Here is a 14,312-nt window from a genome sequence, read left to right as displayed (position 1 = left end):
AGTCAAGGGGGACGCAACCGCCCCCCTCGGCTCATTGTTTCGGCTTCACTAACAAATATCCGGTCATTTCTTGATGCAGCGCCGAACAGAAGTTCGTGCAATACAACGGATATGTTCCTGGCTTATCAGCGGTAAACTCAATCGTATTCGTTTGCCCTGGCTGGATTTCCATATTCAAGTTATACTGATTGATGGCAAAACCATGGGTAATGTCTTCATCAAAGTCTAAGTTCGTCAGGTGGACGACGACTTTATCCCCTTCATTCACTTCAATGACATCCGGCCGTTTCGCGTTGGCGTCAAAAATAAACTTCGAACGCATCGCGATGCCGTAGACGTGCACTTCATTTCCTTTTCGGACAATGCGGGCATCTTTTTGGTTGTAAACCGCATTCGGATGGTTTTCATCTTTCGGATACACTTCAACCGTTTTAATTTTATCGGCCTTAATCATTTGTCCATAGTGCGGTTCCGGATCGACCGGCGAGGATTGAATCACTTTCATTTTCTCACCGCTAATGTCAATGAGCTGCATCGATTCCGGATGGGACGGCCCAACCGATAAATAGCTGTCTTTTGCCAACTTGTTGAGCGACACTAAGTATTTGCCGTCCGGAGACACCGTATCCCCCTCAGCCGCGACGGCATGCCCCGGCGAATATTGAACCGGGACGCGGTCAAGCACTTCCCCAGTTTCCGGATTCCATTTCACGACTTCAGACGAAATAAACATCGTCGTATACGCCATGCCTTTGTCGTCAAACTGCGTATGCAACGGCCCAAGCGCGTTTTCCGGATTGACTTCCCGCTCCATCACCGATTCATATTTCAAAATCGGAATGCCGTTCCGCTCACCAGCAAACTCTTTCTTTTCAATCGCTTGAAACGCCTTTTCAAACGAAAACACCGTCAACAGCGGAGCGAGCTTCCCAGAAGCGATAAAATATTTTCCGTCTGGAGTGACATCGACGCCATGCGGCGATTTGGCGACCGGTACCAAATAAATGCCCCCTTTATGCTTTTCCGGGAAGATCATTTTTTGGCCGCCGACGTTGTCATATTTTCCTTCCTTCACCATGTTCTCAAGCTCTTTCCAGTTGAACAACACGATAAAATCGCGGTCTTCTTGAGATGCGTTAATTTCTAAGTTCGTTGTCGCTTCTTCGGTATTGTACGTTGTCAGCACGGCCCAATCTTTTGATATTTTTTTCCCGGCATCGGACAAATCGTACGACCACGGGGGCAGCGCAACTTGATAGGCGATGTGCAGCTTTTGCGCTTTTTCATTGAACGTGACCGCACTCATGACGCCACGGTATTTTTCGCTATACTCATCAAGCGAGGCGTACTGATGGCCAAGCGGAACCGAAAACCGGGTCGGTAAAAATAAGTACTCGGTATTCTCAGTCACAAACGCGGCACAGTGCGGACCGCTCGTGTTGGGGACTTCGATAATGTCTTTGACTGTAAACGTTTTTAAATCCATTACCGCCGCCCGGCTGTTCGCCACATCAGTGGCAAACATATACTTGCCGTCATATTCTCCGTTTGTTTCCGAGAAAGCCGGGTGATGCAGATCTCCCCACGTGTAGCCGCCAAGCATTTTTTTCGAGTGGGCATCCCACCCATAGCCGGTCGCCGAATCAGGCGAAAAAACAGGGACAGTGCGAATGCGGCGCATCGACGGTACCCCATAAATAAACATTTGCCCCGAATGGCCGCCAGAAGCGAACAAGTAGTATTCATCTTTTTCGCCAAACGGAACGTACACTTTTTCAGCATCGGTTTTGGCCGATGCGTTGGAAACGGTGTCAGGAGTAGAAAAATTCCCGAAAAAGACAGTCGACGCCAGCACCCCAACCGCCAACCCCGACAACGCGGAAATCACTTTTTTCTTCACTCTTTTCCCTCCCAGCGGTTCTTATTTTTCCGATGCCTCTTTTAAGAGAGCGATAATTTCAGCCCGCTCTTGATCCGTCAGTGGATTGGATTTGATCACGCCAGACATTACTGCAGACGTCGGCGCTTTTAAAAACTCTTCCATCGGCTTGCCGTGTTTGCCCTCGACTTCTTGATAAGCGTTCGATAAATCCGGCCCCGTCGTCCCTCCTTGCAAGTTGAGCTTGGAAACAGAGTGGCAAGAGAGACAACCTTTTTGTTGCAACATATTCCCGTCTTGCGCGCTATCATTTGCCGTTTTGTCCGCCCCATTTCCATCCCCCGTTGAAGCGGATGACTGGGACGATTGAGCTGTCTCTTGCTTTCCTTCCTGTGCGGCATTTGTCTCTCCCTTTGCTCCTCCCAACTGGAAATACGAATAGCCGCCAACCAGACCGATCAAAGCGCTAATGAGAAAAATGGCGACCGTTTGTTTCATGCCTCTCCTCCTTCTGCTGTTCGAAATTCGCTATCATTATAGCCACCTGTTCTTAGCCTCTCCTGTGCAAAAAATCACTTTATTTCCAAAATCAGTGAACGTTATTTGAAAAAAACGTGGCAAAACGATGAAAAATAAAAAACACTTGCCATCGGCAAGTGTTTCCTTCAACCTAATCCCATTGTGGCATTTTCACCAGCGGCAAATAACGCTCACGCACAAATGCAATAAACTTCGCCGCATAAACTGGATCAAACTGCGTCCCTGCGCAGCGTTCAATTTCTTTAAGCGCCTCATCAAACGTTTTCGTCGGTTGGTACGGCCGTTCCGTCGTCATGGCGTCAAACGAGTCGATAATACATAAAATGCGGGCTAGTTTCGGGATTTCTTCCCCTTTCAGCCCGTATGGATATCCTTTCCCATCATATCGCTCATGATGCAGTTCGATGAGCGGAAGCAAATCATCAAACCTCTTCTCTTCCGCAATGATTTCCCGTCCCCATGTTACGTGTTTCTTGATAATTTCCCACTCATGTTTTTCCAATTTTCCTTGCTTATTTAAAATATCTCGCGGCACTTCGATTTTGCCGATATCGTGAATGAGCGCCCCTAAACTAAGCGTCTGCCGCTCGTGGTTAGTCAACTCGTCCAAACGGCTGCCAAACTCGAGCGCATATTTAAACACCCGTTTGCTATGGCGGTATGTATATACATCTTTAGAAAGAAAAAATTTCACTTGTTGCTCGAGCGCTTCCAAATCTTGCTTAAACTGAATTTCATTCAAACTGATATTGTGCTGATCATACAACTGCACGTTATTTTTCCCTTGCGCTTTCGCATAATAGAGTGCCTGATCAGCCCGGTGAATGAGCTCGTCGCTTTCATACATATCTTTTTCCATCTCAGCAATGCCGCACGAAAACGACAAGCAACGGTACGGAATATGCTCGACGCCGTCAAAATATGTATCGTTCACTTGTTTGCGCAACCGGTTTAAAAACACATACGCGTCTTCTTTCGTCGTATTGGGCATTAAAATGGCAAACTCTTCGCCACCATAGCGGGCGATAGTAAAGTTCGTCCCTTCGACCGCTTTTTGCAGCAGTTTCCCAAAAAACATCAACAAACGATCCCCTTGCAAATGGCCGTTTCGATCGTTATATTTTTTAAAATCGTCCAAATCAAGCAACGCCAACGTCAGCGGCTGCTTGAGCCTCTTACAGTCAGCAAACTGCTCCTTGAGCGTTTCTTTGAAAAAACCGTGGTTGTATAAGCCGGTGAGATGGTCTTTGTTGGCGCGGTTAGATACTAATTGATATAAGTATAAAAATTTACGAAAAACAAATGACAAAATGATAACTAATATGGTGAATAAAAATAACCCAAAATATCGTTCCTCGGCAAGCAAAATCGCTAAAACTAAAGATAATATTAAAGTCACTAAGTAACCTACCACTGACTCTAGCAATACTCCTAAGTTAAATGCTCCTCTATAAACACGCCCTAAAAAAAAGAAAAAAGCGAAGATTAACGCTATATTGACTAAAAAGTATATTAACAAACTGGCTACATAAGGGAACAGATTATCTGTTCTAATTTTACCAATATCTCCTCCAAAAAATAGAAAGGAATAATATGATCCGGCAATCATTAATGAGTACATTGAAAAATTGGATAAATGTTTCCACCACTCCATTTTCCGCTTATATAAAAATTCCACTAAAATACTAATGAACAAAATGCTTAATGCCATATGAATACCATATAAGAACATAACAGCTAAGTAGATAGCTGAATCCATGGAAAATGAGTTACCCTTTGGTGGAAGATGAATTGAAAAATAACTAAGCAAAAGAACCGCGGCCGATAGAATATAAACGAAAACCCAATCTTTAAGAGAATGATTAACAAAAACATCTTCAACCCAGAATATAGATAGAGCAATCAAAGTAATGAAAGATAAATATATTTTTCCTTGCCATTTTACCGTAAAAGTCATGGTAATGATCACTCTCGTTTTTATCTACATCATCATATGCTTCAAGAAGAGGAAAAAGATAAAGGTTTTTAACTGCCAAATCTATACCCCGACGTCAACGCCACAATCACCGAACCAAGGATAAACAGATTGATCAACACTTGTTTCACTTTGACTTTCATTTCCTTTTCCTCCCTTTTAAAAATTACTGATTGACAGAAGCAGTTACTTTTTCTTCTCCGGCATTACCTTTCCCATGTCGCGGCGCACTGAGCATCAGATGCTGAATAAACAAGAACGCTCCTACGTTCATCACCACGTCTCCGATGCTGATAACTTGTTGGCGTGGATACGGCGGAGACAGCGGAATGATGTCGCCGAGAAACGGCAGAAGCGTATCCGATGTGATCGCCTGGTGTTTGGCGTACAGACCGGCCTTTAACGCTTCAATATATTCGCGGCCGAGAAATTGCGCAGCTTCGACGGAGACAGGCATTCGCCCGCCGTTGGCCGCCATAACGATAAAGTTGAGCAACACGCCGGCAAAAATAACAGGGAGTCCTGGCTGATGGCGGTTGAGCCATAAAAACACAAGCCCGGTGATGTAGACGAGAAGAAAAATCACATTGCTCATTTTCGCGATCCATGCCACTTTCTCCTGAAGGAAAAAGATGACAAACTGCAACGCCAACAACAGTGGAAATAACCAACCGCCTCGCAATTTCATATGGGCAAGCCCTTTCAAGCTGCCGCCGCGAAACCAGCCGATCAACAACGACAAGACGATCCCATCATAAACCATGGTGCTGCCCCTTTATAAATGAAATTTTCTCTCTTTTCTAAACTTCCATTCTTATTTCTATTTTTACCGTTTTTTTCATTCTGTGTAAATAGTCTATTTTTCCTAACTACAAACAAATTTTAATCAATACCGTCTTATTTCCTCTATTTTCGTCATTTTTCAAAACAAAAAAATGACAAAAAACAGCACGATATGTATCTAAAGAAGTATAAAAAAATAACTATTTTATGGAACACTCCCCCATCTACATAAGCGCTTGTAAAGAAGCTCTTGGGCGCGCTTCACCATGGCAGGCGGCTAGGTGATCTTCATTCCCTTCACCGTTTCGTTGTTTCCACTTACGCTAGAACAGAGATTCACAATAAAGATGAGAAACGAGCCGTTCGTTGAACCGACTGGCCGCCTATGTCTCCGGCTTATTGTTAATGATGCCCTATACAAATGAGAGTCTTCTTTCCAAAAATAGAAAAAACGGATTCCTATCACCGTCAGGAACCCGTTCACCCATCAATCTTACCGCTCTGGCCCGCAGCTGCCAGAGCAACGGTCGGCCAAATGGCACGCTGCGCATGTCCCTTTGGCGCTTTTTTTCACATGGCGAACCAACACCCACCCGGCATAGACGAAAATCGCCCCGCCAATGATGATATTAGCAATCATCACACTCTCCCCTTTCATTGAAAGTGAAACATCATTCCAACTTGATAGACAAGGAATGAAATCATATAAGCGACCGTTAAGGCGATGCCGATCGACAGCAGCGTCCATTTCCACGATCCGGTTTCTTTACGGATCGTCGCCACCGTCGCTAAGCATGGTGTATATAAAAGAACAAACACCATAAAGCTGAGTGCCGATAACGGAGTGAAATGGGCGGCAATCATCTGCTCGAGACCGTTTGCCTCACGGACGTGGTAAATAATATTCATCGTTGATACAACGACTTCTTTCGCCAAAAAGCCGGTGATTAACGCGGCCCCTGCCTGCCAAGCACCAAAACCGAGCGGCGCTAACAGCGGAGCGATCAAACCGCCGATCGCAGCGAGCAAACTATCATCCATCGGAACGCCAACTCCGTGCGGTCCAACATATGTCAACAGCCAAATGGCCACCGAACCGCCGAAAATAAATGTTCCGGCTTTACGGACAAATCCTTTCCCTTTCTCCCATGTGCTGCGCCATAATGTGAGCGCCTGCGGCACGCGATATGGCGGCAATTCAATGACAAAGAGCGAGCTTTCATTTTTGAATACTGTCGATGAAAACAACTTGGCGAGCCCCAAGGCCACTACGATACCAAGCACATAAAGCGAAAAGACGACAAGCGCCTGCTCATGAATAAAAAACGTTCCAGCAAACAATGCGTACACCGGCAAGCGGGCGGAACACGACATAAACGGCAACAGCAACATCGTCAGTAGCCGTTCTTTCGGCTGCTCGATCGTGCGTGCCGCCATCACCCCAGGAACGTTGCAACCAAAGCCGATGATCATCGGAATAAACGCTTTGCCGTTTAACCCGATCGCTTCCATCAGCCGATCCATCACCATGGCCACGCGTGCCATATACCCGGAGTCTTCTAGCAAAGAAATGAAAAAGAACAAAATGAAAATTTGCGGTACAAACACAAGTACACCGCCGACCCCAGCGACAATGCCGTCTAACACAAGCGCTTCGATAAACGGCGACGCCCCCGCCCAATCAAGCAAGCGCGACAGCCAATCGGTGAGCGGTCCAGAGAAAAAGGTGTCAAGTTGATCAGCAAGCGGCGTGCCGAGCCAGTTGAACGTCAACATAAACACGATATACATCAGCGCCAAAAAAATCGGCAAACCAACATAGCGGTTTGTCACCACTGCGTCCACTTTTTCCGTCAGCGTGAGCGGTTTTGGCTTAAACTCGATGGCCGCAGCAGCGATCGTTTCGCTGATCCATCGGTCGCGCGTTTCATAAATATGTTTCGCCGCCTGACAACCAAGCGCCTGTTCCGTTTCCTTGCGGATCGCCAAAAGCGGTGACAAATCGAAGTGGTCGCGCAAATAGGCGGCAAGGCGCTCGTTTCCTTCTAAAAATTGCAACGCCATCCAGCGCTTATCTCCCGGCACGTCATCCGGCAGTTGCTCAGCAATGCGGCGGATCGCACGTTCCACTTCGACGCCATAGTCAATGAACATGCGGGAATGGTGTCCATCTTTCGCCGACAAAATGGCACGCTCTAATTCCTTTGCCCCTTTCCCCGTTCGAGCGATGACCGGAACAACTGGGACGCCAAGATGACGCGACAACTTGACTGCATCGATTTTGATGCCGCGTTTTTCCGCGACATCCACCATGTTCAAAGCGATGATGAGCGGCCGGCCAAATTCCAATAACTGAACCGTCAAATGCAAGTTGCGCTGAAGTTGCGACGCGTCAACGATATTAACGATCGCCGAACACGGCTCGGTCAATAAAAAATCGGTCGCCACCCCTTCATCGCGGGACAGTGGCTGGAGCGAGTAAATGCCGGGCAAATCAACGACCGGCACGCCGTGTTGGCGAAGCACTCCCACTTTCTTCTCAACCGTCACCCCGCTCCAGTTGCCAACATATTCATAAGAGCCGGTTAAACAGTTAAACAATGACGTTTTGCCAGTATTCGGATTACCAAACAGCGCTACGTACGACATATTTATTTCACCTCAATCGATGACGCCTCTTTGCGCCGTAAGCCGATTGCCTGCCCATCGACTTCAACCATTACCGGGCCGCCAAACGGCATCGCGGCTTTCACCCGCACCATTTTTCCTTCTTTAACCCCTAGATGAAGAAGACGCTGTTTCAGTGCCTCATGCTCAACGGCCAAGCGGACAACGACCGCCGTTTCTCCTTTATGCAAATCGGTCAGCACCATCGTCTTTTCCCCCTATTTCCCTGTCTATTCTCATTTGTGTCAAGAATGATTCTTTTTCTCAATTCCTATCATAACATAACCGAAGAAAAAGGAAGTGACTTTTTTCACAATCATTCTATATTGTCAACATTTTTTCAAAATTCTCTGCAAGATTAGTTGAACTTTTCGAAAAAATATATATAATTTCTTGTATATCTTTCCCATCTTTGCTCAAGGAGGAAATGCAGTGAACACAATCGGGAGAATCAGCAACTTTGTCGGCAATACGTTTGCGATTTGGGTGCTTCTCTTCGGCGTACTTGCCTTTTTCGTTCCAAGCGCGTTTACGTGGATCGCCCCGTATATTGTGCCGCTCTTGGGGATTGTGATGTTTGGCATGGGGTTGACGCTGTCGGCGAACGATTTCAAAGAAGTATTCAAGCGCCCGCTAGATGTGCTCATCGGCGTCATTGCCCAATTTCTCATCATGCCGCTCATTGCGTTTTTGCTCGCCTACTTTTTGCCGGTTTCGCGCGAAGTGGCGCTCGGCATTATTTTAGTCGGCTGTTGCCCGGGCGGAACGGCATCCAACGTCATGACATACTTGGCGAAAGGAGATACGGCGCTGTCGGTTGCCGTCACCTCTGTGTCTACGATTTTAGCGCCGATTTTGACGCCTTCACTCATTTTGCTTTTAGCCGGGAAATGGCTGTCCGTATCCGCTGCCGCTTTATTTTGGTCGATCGTCAAAGTCGTACTGATTCCGATTCTTTTAGGACTTATCGCGCAAACACTTTTCCAAAAGCAAGTAAAAGCGTGCATCCCGGCATTGCCGCTCGTTTCTGTCATCGCCATCGTTGCTATCGTCGCTGCCGTCGTCGGACAAAACCAAGCAGCCATTGCCAAAAGCGGACTCCTTATTTTTCTTATTGTCGTTGCCCATAACGGGTTGGGCTTGTTGATTGGGTACTGGTTTGCCAAACTGTTTCGCCTGTCGCCGCCAAAGCAAAAAGCGATTTCCATCGAAGTTGGCATGCAAAACTCTGGGCTTGGTGCGGCCTTGGCGACCGCCCATTTTTCGCCGCTCGCTGCCGTTCCGAGCGCCCTTTTCAGCGTCTGGCACAATATTTCTGGTCCGATCGTCGCGACATACTTCCGCAAACAAGCAAACCACCAAACAGCGAATGACAAAACGATTTCCACTTAACTTCTCACACTTTGTCTAGCAGCAAGGAAAAAGCTGTCTCCTGAAGTGAACGACCATCTTTCGGAGACAGCTTTTTTATGCCCGCCACCGCTCACGTTCCTTCTCGCCACCAGCGGTCTAACGTTTCTTTGACAATCATGTACACGTTAAAAAAAAACGAAAAGGCGGACATCCGCCTTCAACTTCGTTTTATAACATCCGTTCAAACGGAAACACGATCCGCCTAGCCAATTCAGGAAAATCGATGAACGGATTTCGGTTGCCTTGAATGAAAAAAATGGCGCTGTTGCGATGGTATTCATATACCGTCGGTGGGAATTGCTCGTGCCACCGGACAAGAAGTGGAATGTCGATTTTACGCCGAAACGATTTCTCAATCGCCTTCGGGTAACGGAGCAAAAAATACAACATCGCCCGTGCCGCCGTCCCTTTGCCGTACTCCGGCTCGAAATAACCGTTATGGGCGACGCCGCATCGGTTCTGGATCTGCTCGCCTGGATCTTCCGGATTGTAAAATGGAAAATCAGCGTACGGGAAGTTCGACCGAAGCGTATTGCATTCCGGCTGGCAAACGAATAAATGATGCAAATCGCCTTTCATCGGTTCACGGGCACCGAACCATGACTGCGGCACGACATGCTCAGCATTAAATTTCCATTGCTTCTCGATCGTTTTCACTCGCTCGCGTACATCACCCGGCCCATGTTTCGCTTTTTTTAATAGTTGGCGAAACTCATCGTAACGTCGTTTCATCGTTTCGACATCTTGGACAATCAACGTTTTCGGATCTTTTCGCTCGCCGGAATACAAACTGCGCACCGTCCCATCCGGCTGCAAGTCAACCCATGTGTACAAATACTCGTCTTTGCTGAAAAAATACGGCAACCGTCGCTTATGGGTGTGCGCCACCAGCTCGTGGTAACGGACAAACAGCATCAATCCGTCCCCATCAAACGGTACATAACGGTAATACCGTTCGCGCGCCTGTCGGTCTTCTTCGGCGCGATAATACGCGTCTTCCAAAGCAAGTCGCTCGTTCAGATGCTCAAGCTGCGCCACAGCATCATCCATTTGCCATTGGCGAAGCTCATTAAGCTGTCGTTCCGCCTCTCCCATCGCTGTTCCCCTCTTTCTTTTCCTTTAGTTTACCATGGGAAGGGGGGATGACCGCAACATGACTAACCAAAAAGAAACAGCGATGAACGACAGGATCACCTTCATACATAGACGACTGGATTCGAATCTCCCTAATGGCGAAACGATTTGCTCTAGCGACATCTGCGGGGCTTTCATGATCAGAACTACGGTCATGCTAAGGAACGATTCGCCTTGTCGCACGTTTATGAAATCGGTCCAAAAAAAATAAAAAGCTGCCTTTTAGACAGCTTTGACTGTTTCGCTTTGCGCAACAGACGGTAACGACAACAAGTGAAGGGTTACTTCCGGCTTTGAACCAACCCGGATGTTCACTCCGGTTTGCCCGAGCCCTTCATTAATATAAAACGGCTTTCCTTCCCATTCATGATAGCCTTTAATCATGTTCCGCTTGGTGAGCGTTTTACTCATTTTTGCCAAATGGTACGGCTTAGGCCAATGAATTTGCCCGCCATGGAAATGACCGGAAAGCAAATAATCAAAATGGTAGGCACCCATATGCGGAACGATGTCTGGATCGTGCGTCAATACTATGTTGATGCCGTCTTTCACGCCGGCGTACGCCTTTTTCATATCGCTGCGTCTCGTGTAAAAATCATCAATGCCGATAATATTAACGGTTTGACCGTGAACTGTAATCGTCTTCATTTCGTTTTGCAGCACGATGCAGCCATGCTCCTCAAGCGTCGCCTTCAAACGCTCAAACGGCTCGCCTTGAAGCACGTAATCATGGTTGCCGAACACCGCATACATGCCATAAGCTGGCTGCAACTTTTTCAATGCCGTCAAATACGGACCGAGCTTAGGAATGCTCGCTTCACGGTCTAGGAAATCACCGGTCAAAGCAATGAAATCAATCGGTTCCCCTCTAAGCTTTTCGTATAAATCGTCCGGAGAAATGGATAACTTTTCTAAATGAAGGTCAGACAGCTGTAAAATGCGGATAGCACCGTTCCCATCCTCCGGGCTGCCGACCTGAACTTTATGCAAAACCGCTTCATACGTGTTGCGGTGTGCTTTTCGCAGACCAAAAGCCAACAACAAAAAGAATGATAGAATGATCAACAAGAACGCCATTGTCTTCTCTCCTCCCTCGATAACCATTATAGTGAAACGGAGGAGAGAAGAAAGAGGGAGTTAGTGGATAAGATGGTAACCGTATAAGGAAAACAGCTTTTCTTTCGACATCAACAAATATTTTGGCGGACGGCCAAATGGCGACAACCCAGGTCGAGCCACCGCCATCATCGGCACAAGCGCCATTGTTTTGAACCAACGATACAACGGATTGGCAATATCCACCGTTTCAAATCCGAGCCGTTCGCATCCTTTGTTTAACATTGTAATACCAATAATCCCTTTCATCCGTTCAGAATGTTTATGGTGATAAAGATGGTAGGCGACATACGGCAAGCCGGATTTGACTTGTTCAAGAATATAGCGCCCTTTTTTAATGTCACTGTCATATCGAAACAGTTCACGCACGAGCCGGACGTTGTGGAGATGAATTTTCAACAGCCAATCATTCGCCGCAATCGTCGTTCCGTCCGAAAGATGGATCGTCTCCCCTTTGTATTGGAGCGGGCGGACGCGGAAAATGGAACGGCGTCCATCCTGCGCTTCACCAGCGTATTCGAGTCGAGAACAGGCGTAATAAATCGGATCGATGATTCCCCACATCGCCAACAAACATTCAACCGCTTTTTCCTTCATGCCTGCATCCTTCCTTTATCTCATATCTTATGTATTAACATTTTGGAACATTTGCCGACACATTATAAATGGGGAAAAAAGGCGCATCACGCCGGCGCATAACCGGTCGTGGGCCGCACATACTGAAATCAAACTCCAAATTTTCGCCTAGGTTGTGATTATCATGACAACAGTGCTTTTTCTCCCGCTACTTCAGCTTCCGTCCGGCCATCATCGGGTTGCTGAGGCGCTGGCGGAAGGGTTGCGGTCCATCGATCGCGCCGTGAAGTGCGAAAAAATCGAATTGCTTTCCTCGCGACTTGGCGCCAAAGAACAGTGGATTTCCCGCCTCTATTTGCGCTGCATTCGTCATGTTCCTAAAGCATACAGCATCGCCTATCGTCGTTCCGTTTTGCATCCCTCATCCAAACCGCCGTCCTTCCCACCTTATGAGTGGCTGTTTGGCGGCCATCTGAAACAACTGATCCGTCGCCTAACGCCGGCGCTGATTGTCTGTACTCATGCGTTTCCATCATATTTGCTCGACCTTCTTAAGCAACGTGGGGAAATCGATGTTCCCGTCGTCAACGTGTATACTGATTATTTTGTCCATAATTTATGGGGAAAAACAGCCATTGATGTCCATTTTGTCGGTCATCCGGCCATGAAGGCAAAACTAGAAGAAAAAGGAGTAACAAGCGAGCGGATCGTCGTTACCGGCATTCCCGTTCACCCAGTGTTTTCCGTCCGGTCGGCGGCACCGGCGGCGCGTTCCCGCTACACCGGGCTCATTAGCGGCGGCAGCCTAGGTCTTGGCGATTGGGAACGGCTTTTAAGTAAAATCGCACCGGATGATCCGGTTGACTATTATGTGTTATGCGGCACAAACGAACAGCTGTATGAGCGGTTGAAGAAGAAAAACCATCCGCGCCTCCTTCCGCTCCGTTACATTTCATCTCCTGCGGCAATGAGTGCGCTTTATGACGAAGTCGATTTTGTACTCACAAAGCCAGGCGGCGTCACCTTAAGCGAATGCCTTTGCAAGCGAAAACCAACGTTTATTTATGCGATGTTGCCTGGGCAGGAGGAAATCAACTTTCGTCTCTTGTGCGACGACGGGCTCGTTTTCGATTTCCGCCATTGGCGCTCACTCCCGTCACTGTCGGAAGCTATCATCTCCATGCTACACTCGCCAACTCTTGTCCGCTGCCTTGCCAAGATGGACGACTATCACCGCGCACTCTCCCCAGCCGATCCGGCGCTTGTCATTTACGAGCGCTTTTTAGCGGCCGTGCCGTCCCGGCAAAAGTCGTAACCGCTTTGGCTTCACCGCCTCTTCCATATATAGAAAAAGGCGCCTGCCTCAAAGCAGCTGGGCAGACGCCTTTTAGCGACGGGTGCTGACGGTGACAAACACGAACTTATCATACCGATGGCGGGAAAACGAATATTCAAACGGTTTGCCGTTGTTTAAAAAGCCAACCTGCTCCAATTCCAACACAGGATCATCGGGCGCGCATTGCAAGTATTGCCGATCAAGCTCGTTCGGTTTATCGGCACGAATCTTTCGGTGCGATCCGGCAATGGTTAACCCAAGCTCATGAGTAATGTAATGATAAATCGAGCCATGAAGCACCGTTTCATTGAGTCCCGAAATCAAATGGACAGGCATATACGTCCGTTCAATGACGTACGGCTCCCCATCGACCTTGCGCAGTCGGATTAAGTGATACACCGGTGTGTTTGCATCAATACACAAATGCGAAGCCACCTCATCAGTGGGAAACAACACTTCAAAGGTGATAATATGGCTTGTCACCTTTCGTCCTTCCAATAAGCTCGTTAAGCCGAGCGTTTCGTTGCTGACAACGTTCACTAGCCCGTTAAGCATCGCGGATTTCACAATAAATGTGCCATGACCGCGCTTTCGATACAACAGCCCTTCGGACACAAGCACATCAAGTGCTCGTTTTACAGTCATCCGGCTGCAGCCAAACTCCTCAGCGAGCGAGATTTCATCAGGAATCGGCTCGTCTAGAGAATACATCCCCTCTTTAATTCGCCTACGTATTTCATTTGAAATTTGTTCATACTTTGGCATCATTTTCATCCCTCACCATTATCTTATCTTCATTGTACGAACAATCATCTGTTTACACAATAGCCAGTGTGACTTTCCCCCTCATCCCTCTTTTCACGCTGCCTCATCCATTCAATCTAGAAAAGGCG

The 14,312-nt window shown here is 47.5% G+C and carries 13 protein-coding genes; 2 read left to right on the top strand and 11 right to left on the bottom strand.

Annotated features, from left to right (window positions below):
• Nucleotides 1–31: 31 nt before the first annotated feature.
• The 7 genes from nosZ to DSM465_RS0109855 form a co-directional block, all read right to left on the bottom strand.
• The gene (gene nosZ / locus DSM465_RS0109890) at nt 32–1,900 is read right to left on the bottom strand and encodes a Sec-dependent nitrous-oxide reductase (RefSeq protein ID WP_011887499.1); all 1,869 of its coding nucleotides are present in this window, start codon (nt 1,898–1,900) and stop codon (nt 32–34) included.
• A 21-nt stretch (nt 1,901–1,921) separates the two neighbouring features.
• Nucleotides 1,922–2,377, bottom strand: coding sequence for a c-type cytochrome (locus tag DSM465_RS0109885; protein ID WP_029761261.1), 456 nt, complete (start codon nt 2,375–2,377; stop codon nt 1,922–1,924).
• Nucleotides 2,378–2,549: 172 nt separating this feature from the next.
• The gene (locus tag DSM465_RS0109880; RefSeq protein ID WP_008880105.1) at nt 2,550–4,376 is read right to left on the bottom strand and encodes a bifunctional diguanylate cyclase/phosphohydrolase; all 1,827 of its coding nucleotides are present in this window, start codon (nt 4,374–4,376) and stop codon (nt 2,550–2,552) included.
• A gap of 184 nt (nt 4,377–4,560) precedes the next feature.
• Nucleotides 4,561–5,157, bottom strand: coding sequence for a DUF5317 domain-containing protein (locus DSM465_RS0109870; RefSeq protein ID WP_008880103.1), 597 nt, complete (start codon nt 5,155–5,157; stop codon nt 4,561–4,563).
• Between the two features lie 513 nt (nt 5,158–5,670).
• Nucleotides 5,671–5,817 (bottom strand): FeoB-associated Cys-rich membrane protein, encoded by a 147-nt coding sequence (locus tag DSM465_RS18945; RefSeq protein WP_008880102.1) that lies wholly within the window; start codon nt 5,815–5,817, stop codon nt 5,671–5,673.
• 14 nt (nt 5,818–5,831) lie between these two features.
• A complete protein-coding gene (feoB, locus tag DSM465_RS0109860; RefSeq protein ID WP_011887502.1) occupies nt 5,832–7,826 on the bottom strand; it encodes a ferrous iron transport protein B in 1,995 nt (664 codons plus the stop codon).
• Between the two features lie 2 nt (nt 7,827–7,828).
• Nucleotides 7,829–8,050, bottom strand: coding sequence for a FeoA family protein (locus DSM465_RS0109855; protein WP_008880100.1), 222 nt, complete (start codon nt 8,048–8,050; stop codon nt 7,829–7,831).
• Between the two features lie 226 nt (nt 8,051–8,276).
• Here DSM465_RS0109855 and DSM465_RS0109850 point away from each other — a divergent pair, with 226 nt between their 5' ends.
• Nucleotides 8,277–9,236, top strand: coding sequence for a bile acid:sodium symporter family protein (locus DSM465_RS0109850; protein ID WP_029761260.1), 960 nt, complete (start codon nt 8,277–8,279; stop codon nt 9,234–9,236).
• A 189-nt stretch (nt 9,237–9,425) separates the two neighbouring features.
• On the opposite strand, the gene DSM465_RS0109840 is transcribed toward DSM465_RS0109850, so the two are convergent.
• The 3 genes from DSM465_RS0109840 to DSM465_RS0109825 form a co-directional block, all read right to left on the bottom strand.
• Nucleotides 9,426–10,352, bottom strand: a complete 927-nt coding sequence (locus DSM465_RS0109840) for an endonuclease I family protein (protein ID WP_008880098.1) — start codon at nt 10,350–10,352, stop codon at nt 9,426–9,428.
• Nucleotides 10,353–10,613: 261 nt separating this feature from the next.
• The gene (locus DSM465_RS0109830; protein WP_029761258.1) at nt 10,614–11,468 is read right to left on the bottom strand and encodes a metallophosphoesterase; all 855 of its coding nucleotides are present in this window, start codon (nt 11,466–11,468) and stop codon (nt 10,614–10,616) included.
• A 60-nt stretch (nt 11,469–11,528) separates the two neighbouring features.
• Complete coding sequence (locus tag DSM465_RS0109825) at nt 11,529–12,104, bottom strand: YkoP family protein (protein WP_008880096.1); 576 nt, start codon at nt 12,102–12,104, stop codon at nt 11,529–11,531.
• 163 nt (nt 12,105–12,267) lie between these two features.
• Between DSM465_RS0109825 and DSM465_RS0109820 the strand changes: the two genes are divergently transcribed.
• The gene (locus tag DSM465_RS0109820) at nt 12,268–13,398 is read left to right on the top strand and encodes an MGDG synthase family glycosyltransferase (RefSeq protein WP_008880095.1); all 1,131 of its coding nucleotides are present in this window, start codon (nt 12,268–12,270) and stop codon (nt 13,396–13,398) included.
• 72 nt (nt 13,399–13,470) lie between these two features.
• On the opposite strand, the gene DSM465_RS0109815 is transcribed toward DSM465_RS0109820, so the two are convergent.
• Nucleotides 13,471–14,184, bottom strand: coding sequence for a GntR family transcriptional regulator (locus tag DSM465_RS0109815; RefSeq protein ID WP_029761257.1), 714 nt, complete (start codon nt 14,182–14,184; stop codon nt 13,471–13,473).
• Nucleotides 14,185–14,312: the final 128 nt, after the last annotated feature.

It is taken from the genome of Geobacillus thermodenitrificans subsp. thermodenitrificans DSM 465, from assembly GCF_000496575.1.
Taxonomy (GTDB): domain Bacteria; phylum Bacillota; class Bacilli; order Bacillales; family Anoxybacillaceae; genus Geobacillus; species Geobacillus thermodenitrificans.
The sequence above is the reverse complement of the archived record's forward strand: the minus strand, read 5'-3'. Positions and strand labels throughout refer to the sequence as shown.